Origin of the sequence: Leifsonia sp. LS1 (assembly GCF_020521355.1) — a bacterium.
Taxonomy (GTDB): domain Bacteria; phylum Actinomycetota; class Actinomycetes; order Actinomycetales; family Microbacteriaceae; genus Leifsonia.
On the sequence record NZ_BPER01000016.1, the window covers coordinates 16,193 to 30,749 of the forward strand.

The 14,557-nt window shown below is 69.1% G+C and carries 16 protein-coding genes; 4 read left to right on the top strand and 12 right to left on the bottom strand.

Annotation, left to right across the window (positions count from 1 at the left end; genetic code table 11):
* Positions 1–76: 76 nt before the first annotated feature.
* Both glpK and LLS1_RS19000 read left to right on the top strand, forming a co-directional pair.
* On the top strand, positions 77–1,597 hold the full coding sequence (gene glpK / locus LLS1_RS18995; RefSeq protein ID WP_223359973.1) for a glycerol kinase GlpK: 1,521 nt from the start codon (positions 77–79) through the stop codon (positions 1,595–1,597).
* A gap of 152 nt (positions 1,598–1,749) precedes the next feature.
* Entirely contained in the window at positions 1,750–3,027 is a 1,278-nt protein-coding gene (locus LLS1_RS19000) for an LCP family protein (protein ID WP_226658008.1), read from the top strand.
* 6 nt (positions 3,028–3,033) lie between these two features.
* Here LLS1_RS19000 and LLS1_RS19005 read toward each other — a convergent pair whose 3' ends face one another.
* Genes LLS1_RS19005 through LLS1_RS19025 form a run of 5 tightly spaced genes read right to left on the bottom strand, consistent with a single transcriptional unit; the run spans position 3,034 to position 7,473 of the window.
* Positions 3,034–3,798, bottom strand: coding sequence for an HAD family hydrolase (locus LLS1_RS19005; RefSeq protein ID WP_226658053.1), 765 nt, complete (start codon positions 3,796–3,798; stop codon positions 3,034–3,036).
* Positions 3,752–4,345: a GNAT family N-acetyltransferase gene (locus LLS1_RS19010; RefSeq protein WP_226658010.1), complete on the bottom strand. Its 594-nt coding sequence runs from the start codon at positions 4,343–4,345 to the stop codon at positions 3,752–3,754. Before LLS1_RS19010 ends, LLS1_RS19005 begins: the two co-directional genes overlap by 47 nt.
* Entirely contained in the window at positions 4,345–5,355 is a 1,011-nt protein-coding gene (gene trpS / locus LLS1_RS19015) for a tryptophan--tRNA ligase (protein WP_223359977.1), read from the bottom strand. The genes LLS1_RS19010 and trpS overlap by 1 nt, the downstream gene beginning before the upstream one ends.
* Positions 5,356–5,388: 33 nt before the next feature.
* A complete protein-coding gene (locus tag LLS1_RS19020) occupies positions 5,389–6,225 on the bottom strand; it encodes an exodeoxyribonuclease III (RefSeq protein WP_223359978.1) in 837 nt (278 codons plus the stop codon).
* A 9-nt stretch (positions 6,226–6,234) separates the two neighbouring features.
* Complete coding sequence (locus LLS1_RS19025) at positions 6,235–7,473, bottom strand: YihY/virulence factor BrkB family protein (RefSeq protein ID WP_226658011.1); 1,239 nt, start codon at positions 7,471–7,473, stop codon at positions 6,235–6,237.
* Positions 7,474–7,506: 33 nt separating this feature from the next.
* Here LLS1_RS19025 and LLS1_RS19030 point away from each other — a divergent pair, with 33 nt between their 5' ends.
* Positions 7,507–8,511 carry an NAD-dependent epimerase/dehydratase family protein gene (locus LLS1_RS19030; protein ID WP_226658013.1) on the top strand — a complete coding sequence of 335 codons (1,005 nt, stop codon included), beginning with the start codon at positions 7,507–7,509 and terminating at the stop codon, positions 8,509–8,511.
* Positions 8,512–8,589: 78 nt separating this feature from the next.
* Here the strand turns inward: LLS1_RS19030 and LLS1_RS19035 are convergent, their stop codons facing one another.
* From LLS1_RS19035 to sdhC, 6 genes are all read right to left on the bottom strand, one after another.
* On the bottom strand, positions 8,590–8,907 hold the full coding sequence (locus tag LLS1_RS19035; protein ID WP_223359981.1) for a DUF4190 domain-containing protein: 318 nt from the start codon (positions 8,905–8,907) through the stop codon (positions 8,590–8,592).
* Between the two features lie 68 nt (positions 8,908–8,975).
* Positions 8,976–9,359: a hypothetical protein gene (locus tag LLS1_RS19040; protein WP_226658015.1), complete on the bottom strand. Its 384-nt coding sequence runs from the start codon at positions 9,357–9,359 to the stop codon at positions 8,976–8,978.
* 190 nt (positions 9,360–9,549) lie between these two features.
* Positions 9,550–10,311 (bottom strand): succinate dehydrogenase iron-sulfur subunit, encoded by a 762-nt coding sequence (locus LLS1_RS19045; RefSeq protein WP_223359983.1) that lies wholly within the window; start codon positions 10,309–10,311, stop codon positions 9,550–9,552.
* The gene (gene sdhA / locus LLS1_RS19050; protein ID WP_226658017.1) at positions 10,311–12,113 is read right to left on the bottom strand and encodes a succinate dehydrogenase flavoprotein subunit; all 1,803 of its coding nucleotides are present in this window, start codon (positions 12,111–12,113) and stop codon (positions 10,311–10,313) included. The genes LLS1_RS19045 and sdhA overlap by 1 nt, the downstream gene beginning before the upstream one ends.
* A 15-nt stretch (positions 12,114–12,128) precedes the next feature.
* Positions 12,129–12,572 (bottom strand): succinate dehydrogenase hydrophobic membrane anchor subunit, encoded by a 444-nt coding sequence (locus LLS1_RS19055; RefSeq protein ID WP_223359985.1) that lies wholly within the window; start codon positions 12,570–12,572, stop codon positions 12,129–12,131.
* 1 nt (position 12,573) lies between these two features.
* Entirely contained in the window at positions 12,574–12,912 is a 339-nt protein-coding gene (gene sdhC, locus LLS1_RS19060) for a succinate dehydrogenase, cytochrome b556 subunit (protein ID WP_374758292.1), read from the bottom strand.
* 276 nt (positions 12,913–13,188) lie between these two features.
* Between sdhC and LLS1_RS19065 the strand changes: the two genes are divergently transcribed.
* A complete protein-coding gene (locus LLS1_RS19065; RefSeq protein ID WP_226658019.1) occupies positions 13,189–13,413 on the top strand; it encodes a hypothetical protein in 225 nt (74 codons plus the stop codon).
* Positions 13,414–13,425: 12 nt separating this feature from the next.
* Here LLS1_RS19065 and LLS1_RS19070 read toward each other — a convergent pair whose 3' ends face one another.
* A complete protein-coding gene (locus LLS1_RS19070; RefSeq protein WP_226658020.1) occupies positions 13,426–14,550 on the bottom strand; it encodes a mannose-1-phosphate guanylyltransferase in 1,125 nt (374 codons plus the stop codon).
* Positions 14,551–14,557: the final 7 nt, after the last annotated feature.

The following is a 14,557-nucleotide window of genomic DNA, read 5'->3' on the forward strand; positions in this document are numbered from 1 at the left end:
CGGGGGCCGGCCCGGACTCCGGGTCGGCCCCCTTCTTCGCAGCACCACCCCTCCCCAAAGAACAAAGGAGTTACCTATGGCCGACTACGTCGTCGCTATCGACCAGGGCACGACCAGCACCCGCGCCATCATCTTCGACAAGTCCGGGTCGATCGTGTCGACCGGCCAGCTCGAGCACGAGCAGATCTTCCCGAAGGCGGGATGGGTCGAGCACAACCCGGTCGAGATCTGGAACAACACCCGCGAGGTCATCGGCCAGGCGCTCTCGAAAGCCGACCTGACCCGCCACGACATCGCCGCCGTGGGCATCACCAACCAGCGCGAGACCGCGGTGGTCTGGGACAAGAACACCGGCGAGCCGGTCTACAACGCCATCGTCTGGCAGGACACCCGCACCCAGCCCATCGTCGACCGCCTCGCGGCCGACGGCGGCGTCGAGCGCTTCAAGCCGATCGTCGGCCTCCCGCTGGCGACCTACTTCTCCGGCACCAAGATCGTCTGGATCCTCGAGAACGTGGAGGGCGCCCGCGAGCGCGCCGAGCGCGGCGACCTGCTCTTCGGCACCACCGACACCTGGGTCCTCTGGAACCTGACCGGCGGCGTCGACGGCGGCGTGCACGCGACGGACGTCACCAACGCCTCCCGCACCCTGTTCATGGACCTCGAGACCCTCAGCTGGCGCGACGACATCCTCGAGGCGTTCAACGTGCCCAAGTCGATGCTCCCGGAGATCAAGAGCTCCTCCGAGATCTACGGCACGGTGGAGCCGTCGAGCCTGCTCCGTGAGGTCCCCGTCGCGGGCATCCTTGGCGACCAGCAGGCCGCGACCTTCGGCCAGGCGGCGTTCGATCCGGGCGAGTCGAAGAACACGTACGGCACCGGCAACTTCCTCATCTTCAACACGGGTGAGGAGATCGTCCACTCGAAGAACGGCCTCCTGACGACGCTCGGCTACAAGCTGGGCGACGAGAAGCCGCACTACGCGCTGGAGGGCTCGATCGCGGTCACCGGTTCGCTCGTGCAGTGGCTGCGCGACAACCTGGGGATCATCTCGAGCGCCCCGGAGATCGAGGAGCTCGCAAAGACGGTCGAGGACAACGGCGGCGCGTACTTCGTGCCCGCCTTCTCGGGCCTCTTCGCGCCGTACTGGCGTGCGGACGCGCGGGGAGCCCTCGTCGGCCTGACCCGCTACGTGAACAAGGGCCACATCGCCCGTGCCGCGCTGGAGGCCACCGCCTTCCAGACCCGCGAGGTGCTGGACGCGGTCAACGCCGACTCCGGCGTCGACCTCACGGAGCTGAAGGTCGACGGCGGCATGATCGCCAACAACACCCTCATGCAGTTCCAGGCCGACATTCTGGGTGTCCCGGTCGTCCGCCCGGTGGTCGCCGAGACCACCGCGCTCGGTGCCGCGTACGCCGCGGGCCTCGCGGTCGGGTTCTGGTCCGACCTGGACGACCTGCGCAAGAACTGGCAGGAGGATTCCCGCTGGGAGCCGAAGATGGATGCCGCCGAGCGCGACCGCCAGCTCCGCCTCTGGAAGAAGGCCGTCACCAAGACCTTCGACTGGGTCGACGAGGACGTCCAGAACGCCTGATCGCCCGTGAGCACGAGAGGCGCCGCCCGGTCCGCCGGGCGGCGCTTCCGTCTTCCCGGCGGCACCCCGCCTCCGTGGTCACCCAGCCGCGCCTCTCGATTTCCTCATCGGGCCGCAAGCCCGTGCGCAGGTCAGGCGTCTAACGTCCTCGTGTGAGACATTCCTCGACCAACGTCGCCGTGCGGCACGGCCGCCTGCGTGTCCGGTCGGCTCGCGGGCCGATCGTCCGGCTCCTGTCGGCCGTGGTCGCCGTCGCCGTGGTGTCGGTCGGCGCGGTCACCGCCTACGCCGTCAACGACACCATCCACTCGCTGAAGCCGTCCATCCACCTCGTATCGGCGTCCGGCACGACGATCACACCGCCGACGGTCGGGGCGGAGTCCGGCGCGGTCAACATCCTCCTGGCGGGCACGGACACGCGCACCGGCCAGGGCGGGGCGTTCTCGACCGCCGACGAGCTGGCGGGCAGCTCGGGCGCCGGCAACAACGATGTGACGATGGTGCTCCACCTGTCGGCCGACCACCAGCACGCGACCGTCATCAGCATCCCGCGCGACCTCATGGCGCCGATCCCGTCCTGCCCGACGCCGAACGGGCCCAGCTCGGCGGAATCGAGTGCGCAGTTCAACACCACGCTGTCGATCGGCGGACTGTCGTGCACCGTGCTCACCGCCGAGGCGCTCACCGGTCTCACCATCCCCTACGCCGCGGAGATCTCCTTCGACGGGGTGATCGCGATGTCCAACGCCGTGGGCGGTGTGACGGTGTGCCTCGCGTCGGCCGTGACGGACCCGTACGTAGGCCTCGACCTGCCGGCGGGGGAGCAGACCTTGGTGGGCGCGCAGGCGCTGGCGTTCGTCCGCAGCAGGCACGGGGTCGGCGACGGCAGCGACCTCGGCCGCATCAGCGACCAGCAGCTGTTCCTGTCCGCCCTGCTGCGCAAGGCGACCAGCGCGGGTGTGCTGAGCAACCCCATCACGCTCTACGGGCTCGCGAAGGCCGCGACCTCGAACATCCAGCTCTCCGACTCGCTCGATTCTCCGACGACGCTCGTGTCGATCGCCCTGGCACTGAAGAACGTTCCCCTCTCCGACTTCGTGTTCCTGCAGTACCCGTCGATGACGGACCCGGACAACGACAACCGTGTCGTCCCGGAGCCGACCGGCGTCGCTGCGCTCCAGCAGGCCCTCGCGTCGGACACACCCGTCCAGCTGACGGGGACGACGGGATCCGCGACGGAGGCTGCGCCGGCGACGTCCGCCGCGAGTCCGTCTCCGACGTCCACTCCCGCGGCGACGACCGCTCCGGGAGGCTCCACGGCGGCTCCGACGGACCCGGGCACCCCCGCGCCGACCTCCACGGCCGTCGCACTGCCGTCGAACGTCACGGGTCAGACCGCGGCCGAGCAGACCTGTACGAAGGGCAACTGAGCCGGGTCAGCCGACGAGCACGCCCGCGAGCTCGTCGAGTCCGGTGATGCGACGCACACCGAGCGCGTTGGCATCCGCGGCGTCCTCGGGCGCAGGGGTCTGCCCGCGGCGATCCAGCCACACACCGGTCAGCCCGGCTGCCGCGGCACCGATCGCGTCGGTGCGGAGGCGGTCGCCGACGTAGACGGCGCGCTCGGGCGTGACGCCCGCACGCGCGCAGGCGTGGTGGAAGATCTGCGGGTCCGGCTTGGCCACGCCGACCTCGCCGGAGGCGACCAGCAGCGGGATGCGACGATCGAGTCCGACGGCCTCCACTTTGCGTCGCTGGAAGGAGAGGTCGCCGTTCGTGATGAGGCCGAAGCCCACGCCCGGCAGCTCGGCCTCCAGCACGTCCAGACAGGGCACGGCATCGTCGTGGAGGGTCCATGCCGCGACGTAGTGCTCGAAGTACGCGGCGAACCAGGCACGTGCCTCCCCGGGGCTCAGCGTCACCCCGTGATGGGCGGCGAAGTCGCGCGCCCGGGCCTGCCGCTGGCCCTCGAAGTCGAGGCGCCCGGCGAGATAGGAGTGGTAGTGCTCCTCCTCCAGGTCGTGCCAGCGGCCGCGTCCAACCGTCCGTACGGTTCGCCCAGCGAGGCGGTGTAGCGAAGGATGCCCGCCTCCACGGCCGCCCGGTGTGCGAAGAGGGTGTCGTCGAGGTCGAAGAGGACCAGCTCGGGAGGGTTCACCCCCACGTCTCCGCAGGCCAGCCGTCGGCCGGGGTCCGCGGATCGTCGGCGAGCAGGCCGGCCTGCCAGTCGTCGCGTCGGCGGCCGCGCTGGACGGCTCCCCGTCGGCTGACGCCCTCGAAGACGAAACCGGCTCGACGGGCGACGGCGGCGCTGGCATGGTTGCCGGCGTAGGCGTGCCAGACGACGCGCTCCAGCCCCACCCCGTCGGGCGCCGCGGCGAAGGCGAAGTCGAGGACGAGCCCCACGGCCTCGGTCATGATGCCGTGCCCGCGCGCCGCGGGAGCCAGCCAGAATCCGATCTCGGCGGCGGCGTCCGCGATCCCGTCGAGCCCGATCATCCCGACGAGCAGGCCGTCGACGCGGATGCCCCAGGTGCAGGAACGCCCGGTGATCCAGCCGTCCGCCACCGTCCCGGTCACGAACCCGACGGCGTGCTCACGCGTGTACGGTGACGGCACCGTCGTCCATTCGGCGACGGCCGGGTCGACGCACAGCTCGGCGATGCGGTCGACATCGGCCTCCACGGGGGCGGCGAGCACCACCCGCGCGCCCGTGAGAACCACGGGCGTGGCGGGCGGCGTGGTCATCAGCGGACCCGTCGCAGGAAGCCGACGCGGTCGTACACCTTGGCCAGCGTCGCCTCGGCGACCTCGTCGGCGCGTGCGGCGTTGTGGGCGAGGATGCGGTCGAGCTCCGCCGGATCGGACAGCAGCTCGAGCGCACGCTCCCGCACCGGGCCGAGCGTGCCGATCACGACCTCCGCGAGGCCCTTCTTGAAGTCGCCGTAACCCGCGCCCTCGTACTCCAGCTCGATCGACTCGATGGAGCGGCCGCTGAGGGCGCCGTAGATGCTGAGCAGGTTGGAGATGCCCGGCTTGCCCTCGCGGTCGAACGAGACGACGCCGTCGGTGTCGGTCACGGCCCGCATGATCTTCTTGCGGGTGACGTCCGGTTCGTCGAGCAGCCACACGATGCCCGCGCCGGAGTCGGCGGACTTGGACATCTTCGACGACGGGTTCTGCAGGTCGTAGATGCGCGCGCTCTCCGAGAGAGTGAGCGTCTGCGGAACGACGAACGTCTCGCCGAAGCGGCTGTTGAACCGTTCGGCGAGGTCGCGCGTCAGCTCGACGTGCTGACGCTGGTCGTCGCCGACCGGCACCACCTGGGCGTCGTAGAGGAGGATGTCGGCGGCCATCAGCACGGGATACGTGAAGAGGCCGACGGAGGTGGCCTCCGTGCCCTGCTTGGCCGACTTGTCCTTGAACTGCGTCATGCGCGCCGCCTCGCCGTAGCCGGTGAGGGTGGCGAGCACCCACTGCAGCTGCGCGTGGGCGGCGACGTGGGACTGCACGTAGAGGGTGGAGGCGGAGGGGTCGATGCCCGCGGCGATGTACTGCGCCGCGGTGCGGCGTGTCTTCTCGCGGAGCTCGGCCGGATCTTGCGCGACCGTGATCGCGTGCATGTCGACGACCGAGAAGAACGCGTCGTGCGTGCTCTGCAGGTCTTTCCACTGCAGGAGCGCGCCGATGTAGTTGCCGAGGTGCAGGGAGTCCGCTGAGGGCTGCATGCCCGAGTAGAGGCGGGGGAGAGAGGTCATGTCCGTGCTTTCGAATCGATGGATGCGGATGCTTCAGATGGCGTAGTCGACGACCACAGGCGTGTGGTCCGACCATCGCTCGTCGTAGGCGGCCGCACGGTCCACCGCGTAGTCCTTCACCCGCGCCGCGAGGGCAGGGGTGGCCAGCTGGTAGTCGATCCGCCAGCCGGTGTCATTGTCGAACGCCTGCCCGCGCCACGACCACCAGGTGTAGGGGCCGTCCACGTCGCCGGCGGCCTTGCGCCCGACGTCGACCCAGCCGAGGCCGGCGCCATCGTTGTATCCCGGCTCACCTTCGGCGCCGACGAAGCGGTCGAAGTACGCGCGCTCCTCGGGGAGGAAGCCGGCGCGCTTGACGTTGCCCTTCCAGTTCTTGATGTCGAGGGTGCGGTGGCCGACGTTGAGGTCGCCCACCACAACGGCGAGCTCGTTGTGCTTCTGCAGCTCGGGGAGACGCTTCTCCATCGCGTCGAGGAAGGTGTACTTGGCGACCTGCTTGTCGGTGCCGGCTTCGCCCGAGTGAACGTAGGCGCTGACCACGGTGACGACCGTGCCGTTCACCTCGTAGTCGGCCTCCAGCCAGCGGCCCGCGCTGTCGAAGTCGGCCGACCCGAGCTCCACGCGGTGGATGGCGGCGCGGTGCCGGCTCGCGATCGCCACGCCCGCGCGACCCTTCGCCGTGGCCGGGTCGTGGACGATGTCCCAGTCGGAGCCGAGCAGCTGTTCGAGGTCTTCCGTGGAGGCGCGGACCTCCTGGATGGCGAGGATGTCGACGTCGCGCGTGTCGAGCCAGCCGCCCATGCCCTTGCGGAACGCGGCGCGCACGCCGTTCGTGTTGATCGTCGCGATTCGCAGCGGTTTCGTGGGCATGGATCCAGCCTAGCGGGAGCGGCCGACGCTCCCGCTGTCGAGTAGATCGTTCAGCCGGTGCTCCGCCTTCTCCACGCTCCGCTGGGCCGTGAGGCGGCGGAAGAAGCGGGCTTCGGCCAGATCCCGGCGGGCGTTCGCGAGCTCCGCGCGGGCCACGAGCACGCGGGCCTCGTGTTCTGCGGCTGCGCGCTCGGCGGCCGCCTGCTCGGGCGTGACCATGCGGGGCGAGAGCCCTTGGTCGAACATCCCCACGGCGATCCAGGAGGCGGAGAGGAGGATGACCCGTGAGACGAGGTTGAACCAGAGCAGCAGACCGATGAAGACGGCGAACGTCGCCAGCAGCGGGTTCTTGGTCGCGCCGCCGAGGAGCACACCGCCGAGCACGCTGAGTCCGGCCAGGATCAAGGCGCCCAGGAGGACGCCGAAGAACAGGTTGCGCCAGGGGATCGCCACCCGGGCCATCACCCGGAACATCGCCCCCAGCGTGACGATGTTGAGGGCCACCGACACGATGAGGCTCGAGATGCGCGTGACGAGACCCGTCGCGACGGAGTCGGAGGGCAGGCCGATCAGGTCGAGGAAGAAGGTCAGCGCCTGCGTGCTGACGATCGTCAACGTCGCCGAGAAGACGAACACCAGGCCGAAGCCGAGGGCGAGGAACAGGTCGCGGATCTTCTGCAGGACGTAGTTCGTGGTGTCCCTGCTGAGTCCGAACACCGCGCGCACGGCCTGGCGCGTGTAGTAGAGCCAGCCGATCGCCGTCCACAGCAGACCCACCGCGGCGATCGCCCCGGCCCAGCCGAACGAGGTCGCCTGCTCCAGCTGCGAGGTGTCGACCACCCCCTGCGATGTCGGCGTCGCGATCAGGCCGGGGACGGCGCGATTGATGAGCGCGACGAGGGCCTCGTAGATGTCCGGGTTGCTCGTCAGCCACAGCCCCGCGACCGAGAAGCCGAGCCAGACTGCGGCGAAGATCGCGAACAGGGCTTGGAAGCCCATCCCCGCGGCCCGCAGGTTGCCGTCCGAGTGCGAATAGTTGATGTAGACGCGGTACGGCCGCAGAGCCTGTACCCACTTCGCGACCAGCGACACCCGCTCGACGGGCTTCTCGAGGCGTTCCTTGATCGGCTCCGTCGCACCCAGGAACCGCTCCTTCAGCGTCTCCTCGGGCTCGACCGTCCCTTCGGCGCGCTGCACCGACGGATCGGGGCGCGCCGCGGCACGCACGGGGCGGGTCTTCTTGGCCACCGGCTCAGGATATCGAGCCGGTAGGGTGTCGGGATGCCTTCCGCTTTGATCCTCGGCGGCACCGGCCTGCTCGGCCGTGCGACCGCGCTCCGTCTGGCGAACCACGGGTGGGAGGTGGCGGTCACCGGACGTGACCCGCGGCGGATGCCGGCCGAGCTCGCCGAGGCCGGTGTGGAGCACCGCGCCTCCGACCGCCGGGACCCGGACGCGCTGGCCGCGGCCGTGGGGGAGGGTGTCGACCTTCTCGTCGACGCCCTCTGCTTCACCGCGGAGGACGCCCGCTCCCTGCTTCCGCATCTCGGCGGGGTCGGGTCGACGGTGATGTTCTCCAGCAAGGCCGTCTACGTCGACGGGGAGGGGCGGCACATCAACTCGCCGGAGCGGCCGAACTTCGGCGGTCCGGTCGCCGAGGGCCAGGCGACCCTCGAGCCGGCCTGGGACGGGCGGTACCGGAGCCGCGAGGGCTACGGACGCAACAAGGTGGCGGCCGAGCGCGTGCTGCTCGACAGCGGGTATCCCGCGACCGTCCTGCGAGCGTCCAAGGTCCATGGCGTCGGGGCGGCGCTGCCGCGCGAATGGCACTTCGTCCGCCGTGTGCTCGACGGCCGCCCTGCCGTGCTCCTGGCCCACGGCGGACGCGGCTTCGACCATCCGACGGCAGCGGTGAATGCCGCGGCGCTCGTCGAGGCCGTCGCGGGGCTGCCGGGGAGCCGCATCCTCAACACCGCTGACCCTGACATCCCGACCGGACTCGACATCGCGCGGCTCGTCGCGAGGACGCTGGGGCACGCGTGGGAGGAGGTACCGGTCGAGGCGGCCGAGCCCGGCTGGCATCCCTGGGACGTCGTGCCCGGCATCCGGCTCGATCTGAGCGCGGCCACCGCGCTCGGCTACCGGCCGGAAGGCGACTATGCGGTGACCGTGCGTCCGGCGATCGAGTGGGCCGCATCCTTCGGCCCGACACCGCCGTGGGCCGCGGAGGTCGAGGAGTCGGACTTCGACTACGCCGCAGAGGACGCATACCTCGCGGGGCGCTGAGCCCGGTGCCCCCTGGCACGCGAAGAGCCCCGGACCCCGCAGGTGGAATGCGGTGCCCGGGGCTCTGACGCTTCCGGCTCAGTACGAGTAGCTGGAGTATCCCGCCGACGCCGCTGCGATGCCGGCCACGATCGCGAGGATCGTGAACAGCACGATCAGGGCGATGTAGACGTAGCCGATGATGAGGCCGGCGAGAGCCAGGCCGCGGCCGCTCTCGCCCGTGCGCTTGATCTGGCTGAGGGCGATGTGCCCGCAGATCACGCCGGCGAGCGGGATGATGAACGCGCCGACGAGGGCGATGATCGCCAACACGTTCGTGCCGCTCTTCTGCGCCGGGTAGGGCGTGTATCCGGCCGGCGCGGCGGGCGGGTAGGCGTTGGGGTTCTGGTCGGTCATGGTGAGGTGGCTCCGATCGGGATGCGGGGTCGGTGGTGAGGTGGTGCGGTGGTGCGGTGTTGCTTCTGTTACTTCTGCGAGACGCTGTCGGCCAGCACGCCGGCGGGGTGCAGGACGGCCGCGATCGCGTTGGCGGTCTCCTGGAACGCCGCGTCGGTCTTGGCGGCGCCGATCGCGCCGCCCTTCAGCGCGCCTCCGGCCATGTTGCGGTTGAGGCGCGCGACCAGGCGGCCCTGCTGGTCGACCATGAAGTCGACGAGGAAGGACACCTGGAAGTTCTTGCCGGCCCACGCGCCGAGCCAGAAGGTCGACGCGGCGCTGCCACGCTTGGCCAGCAGACCGCCGGTGGGTGTCGTGGTGACGACGAATCCCTCGGACTGGAGGGCGGAGACGACGAGCTGCCTGGCGGCCTCGTGGTCGCCGAGCAGGAAGAAATCGTGTGCGGAGGCCATGGGTTTCCTCGGGTACGTGGGCGGGTTCGAGTGCATCCGTGTGGACACGATTTGTCACTCTAGCGGGGGACACGCCCTCTTCGCATCCCGCTGGGCCAGCAATGTCGCCGTCCGCGGTCCGAACACGCCCCCCCACGAAGAGAGCGCCCCTCCGCCGTGCAGCGGAAGGGCGCTCTCGGTAGCCGGAATGCTACGGCTTGCCGCGCATGATGGCCTGCTTCACCTCGGCGATGGCCTGGGTGACCTGGATTCCGCGGGGGCACGCGTCGGTGCAGTTGAAGGTGGTGCGGCAGCGCCAGACGCCCTCCTTGTCGTTGAGGATGTCGAGACGCACCTGGGCGTTGTCGTCGCGCGAGTCGAAGATGAACCGGTGGGCGTTCACGATCGCGGCCGGTCCGAAGTACTGGCCGTCGGTCCAGAACACCGGGCAGGACGACGTGCACGCGGCGCAGAGGATGCACTTCGTGGTGTCGTCGAAGCGGGCGCGGTCGGCGACCGACTGGATGCGCTCCTTGCCCTTCTCCGGCTTGCTGTTCGCGACGAGGAACGGCTGTACCTCGCGGTAGCTCGCGAAGAACGGCTCCATGTCGACGATGAGGTCCTTCTCGAGCGGCAGGCCCTTGATCGCCTCGACGTAGATCGGCTTGGAGATGTCCAGGTCCTTGATCAGCGTCTTGCAGGCGAGCCGGTTACGGCCGTTGATGCGCATGGCGTCCGACCCGCAGATGCCGTGGGCGCAGGAGCGGCGGAAGGTCAGCGACCCGTCCTGCTCCCACTTGATCTTGTGCAGCGCGTCGAGGATGCGGTCCGTCGGGAACATCTCGACGTCGAAGTCTTGCCAGCGCGGCTCGCTGTCCACGTCCGGGTCGAAGCGACGGATGATCAGCGTCACGGTGAACGACTGGATCGGGGCTTCCGGAGCGGGCGGAGTCTCCAGTACGGCGTTCGACATCAGTACTTCCTCTCCATGGGCTCGTAGCGCGTCACGACGACCGGCTTCCAGTCGAGCGTGATGTGGTCCGCCGCGTCGGCGGAGTGCGGGTCGCCGGTCAGGTAGGCCATCGTGTGCTTCATGTAGTTCTCGTCGTCGCGCTTCGGGTAGTCGTCGCGCATGTGGCCGCCGCGCGACTCCTTGCGGTTGCGTGCGGAGTAGACGACCACCTCGGCAAGGTCGAGCAGGAAGCCGAGCTCGACGGCCTCCAGCAGGTCGGTGTTGAAGCGCTTGCCCTTGTCCTGCACGACCACGTTCTTGTACCGCTCGCGGAGCCGGTGGATGGTGCCGGTCACCTTCTCGAGCGACTCGTCGGTGCGGAACACCTGGGCGTTCTTGTCCATCTCGTCCTGCAGCTCCTTGCGGATCGCGGCGATCCGCTCGGTGCCGGTGCCGCCGCGCAGATCGTCGAGCATGCCGCGGACGAACGCCGCCGGGTCGGCGGGCAGCGGCACGGCGGTCGCGGTCTTGACGTACTCGACGGCGTTGGTGCCCGCGCGCTTGCCGAAGACGTTGATGTCGAGCAGCGAGTTGGTGCCCAGGCGGTTCGACCCGTGGACCGACACGCAGGCGCACTCGCCCGCGGCGTAGAGTCCGGGGACGACCGTGGTGTTGTCGCGCAGCACCTCGGCGTTGTTGTTCGTCGGGATCCCGCCCATCGCATAGTGCGCGGTCGGCATGACCGGCACGGGCTCCACGACGGGATCGACGCCGAGGTAGGTGCGGGCGAACTCGGTGATGTCGGGGAGCTTGGTCTCCAGCACCTCGGCGCCCAGGTGCGTGCAGTCGAGCAGCACATAGTCCTTGTGCGGTCCGGCGCCACGCCCCTCGGCGACCTCCTGGACCATGCAGCGGGCGACGATGTCGCGCGGAGCCAGGTCCTTGATGGTCGGGGCGTAGCGCTCCATGAACCGCTCGCCGGACGCGTTGCGGAGGATGGCGCCCTCGCCACGGGCTCCCTCGGTGAGGAGGATGCCCAGGCCGGCCAGACCGGTCGGGTGGAACTGGAAGAACTCCATGTCCTCCAGCGGCAGCTTCTTACGCCAGATGATGCCGACGCCGTCACCGGTGAGGGTGTGGGCGTTGGACGTCGTCTTGAAGATCTTGCCGAAGCCGCCGGTCGCGAAGATGATCGCCTTCGAGTGGAAGACGTGCAGCTCCCCGGTCGAGAGCTCGTAGGCCACGACGCCCGCGGGCTGGTCGACGCCGTCCACCTCGTTCATGATCACGTCGAGGACGTAGAACTCGTTGAAGAAGTTGATGCCGAGCTTGACACAGTTCTGGAACAGCGTCTGCAGGATCATGTGGCCCGTGCGGTCGGCCGCGTAGCAGGCCCGGCGGACCGGCGCCTTGCCGTGGTCACGGGTGTGCCCGCCGAAACGGCGCTGATCGATCTTGCCCTCGGGCGTGCGGTTGAACGGCAGGCCCATGTTCTCGAGGTCGATGACCGCGTCGATGGCCTCCTTGGCGAGGATCTCGGCCGCGTCCTGGTCGACGAGGTAGTCGCCGCCCTTGACGGTGTCGAACGTGTGCCACTCCCAGCTGTCCTCCTCGACGTTGGCGAGCGCCGCGGCCATGCCGCCCTGCGCCGCGCCGGTGTGGGAGCGGGTGGGGTAGAGCTTCGAGATCACGGCCGTCTTCGCGTGCGGGCCGGCCTCGATGGCAGCGCGCATCCCGGCACCGCCGGCGCCGACGATGACGATGTCGAACTCGTGGTAGTGGACGCCGTCGATGACGGTCGATTCAGAATCAGTCGTAGTCACTGGTGGGTTTTTCCGTTACTTGACCGGGCAGAAGGACGGCAGCTGGTCCGCTGCGGCGCCCACCGGGCAGGGGTCGAAGGTGAAGATCACGAGGGTGCCGAGCACGACCATCACGACCACCGCGGCGAGGATCGCCCAGCGGAGGATGCGGTTCACCGTCTTGTTGTGCGCGTAGTCGTTGACGAGGGTGCGCATGCCGTTGCCGCCGTGGATCATGGCGAGCCAGAGCATGAGCAGGTCCCAGACCTGCCAGAACGGGGTGGCGTACTTGCCGGCGACGAAGGCGAAGTCGATCTGCTTGACGCCGTCGCCGAGCACGATGTTCACCAGGAGGTGCCCGAAGATCAGGACGATCAGCACGAGACCCGAAAGCCGCATGTAGATCCAGCCCCATTTCTCCCAGTTGACGCCCTTGCGTGCCGGACGGGCGGGGGAGCGGGGTGCTTCGATGGTCGTCACGTCAGTTCACCTCCGCGAAGATGTGGATGAGCTGCACCGGGATGAAGCCGGCCATCAGCACGACCCAGAGGGCGATCACGATCCAGAACATCGCGCGTTGGTACTTGACGCCCTTGCTCCAGAAGTCGATCAGGATGACCCGGATGCCGTTGAAGGCGTGGAAGACGATGGCCGCCACGAGGGCGATCTCGCCGAGTCCCATGATGGGGTTCTTGTACGTCCCGATCACCGCGTTGTACGCCTCCGGGCTGACCCGGATGAGCGAGGTGTCGAGGATGTGCACGAGAAGGAAGAAGAAGATGGCGACGCCGGTGATGCGGTGAAGCACCCACGACCACATGCCCTCGCGGCCGCGGTACAGCGTGCCGCCCGGCCGGTTCTTCGTCGGCTGCAGAGTCCCTGCCGCTTGGTCTGGCACGAACAACCCTCCCTGGTTGCGTGGAGCTGAGTGAGGCGCGCTGAGCGCGCTGTCCAGTCTATGCCGCGGCCCTTCCCGCCGCTGCTTAGGGTGACCTCAGTTATCTCGACGTCGAGATAATCGTCGGTGGACGTTCCGAGTCCGTGAGAGCGCTGTGCATCCCTTGTGCGGGCCCCTCCTCGGCGTACGTTCCACCGCATGACTCAGGACGAACCCGTCATGGACGGGAGCAACGAAGCCGGTGCCGACGCCAAGGTCGCCGGGATCATCGACCAGGTACGTGCGGACATGCAGCTGCGGCCGCGGGAGGACAGCGAGAAGCTGCTGCGCCAGCGGCTGAGCGACGCCGGCATCCAGCTCGACGACGCGGAGATCTCGCGCATCGCAGGAGAGGTGCAGAGCGGCCCGTCCGTCGTCGACTAGCGGCCGACCGGCCTAGAGGACGTCCGTCGAGCCGGTGACCTTGAGGGCGTCGACGACCGACTTCACCCGCTGGGCGTGCTCGCTGGTCGTGACCAGGAGGGCATCGGGGGTGTCGACCACGACGATGTCCTTCACCCCGATCAGGCTGATGACCCGCTTGCTCTGGCTCACCACGATGCCGCTCGAGGAGTCGGCCAGAACGCGCGCGTTCTCGCCGAGGATGGCGAGGTCGGACTTGCGTCCGCCCGAGTTCAGCTTGGCGAGGGAGGCGAAATCGCCGACATCGTCCCAGTCGAAGTAGCCGGGAATGACGGCCAGACGGCCGGCGGCGGCGGCGGGTTCGGCGACGGTGTAGTCGATCGCGATCTTCTCGAGGCCGGGCCAGATGCGGTCGACCGCGGGGCCGCGGGTCGCCGGGTCGTCCCAGGCGGCGGCGAGTGCGAGCAAGCCGGCGAGGAGTTCCGGCTTGTTGCGGCCGATCTCCTCGAGCAAGAGGTCGGCGCGCGCGATGAACATGCCCGCGTTCCACAGGTAGGACCCGTCAGCCACGTAGATTTCCGCCGTAGGGAGGTCGGGTTTCTCGACGAAGGAGTCGACCAGCCGTGCCGATGGGGCGCCGGCTATCTCGGCGGACTCATCGGCGCAATGGATGTAGCCGAAGCCGACCGCCGGCTCGGTTGGCTGGATCCCGATCGTCGTGATGTACCCGGAGTCGGCGGAATGGACGGCTTCCCGCACGGCCTGACGGAAGCGGGTCTGATCGCGGATGACATGGTCGGCCGCGAACGACCCGACGATCACTCCGGGCTCACGGCGTTCCAGAATGGCGGCCGCGAGGCCGATGGCGGCGGTCGAATCCCTTCCCTCGCTCTCGAGCACGACGTTGGCGTCGATGAGGTCTGGAAGCTGCGCTTCGACGGCGGCGCGATGCGCGCGGCCGGTGACGACCATGATCCGCTGATCGCCGGAGAGAGGAGTGAGGCGATCCCAGGTGCTGCGGAGAAGCGTCTGGCCCGAGCCGGTCAGGTCATGGAGGAACTTGGGTGCGTCGGCGCGCGACAGCGGCCACAGCCGGGACCCCACGCCGCCGGCGGGGATCACGCTGTAGAAGCGGTCGAGTGGAGAGTTGCGGGTCATGCCGGAC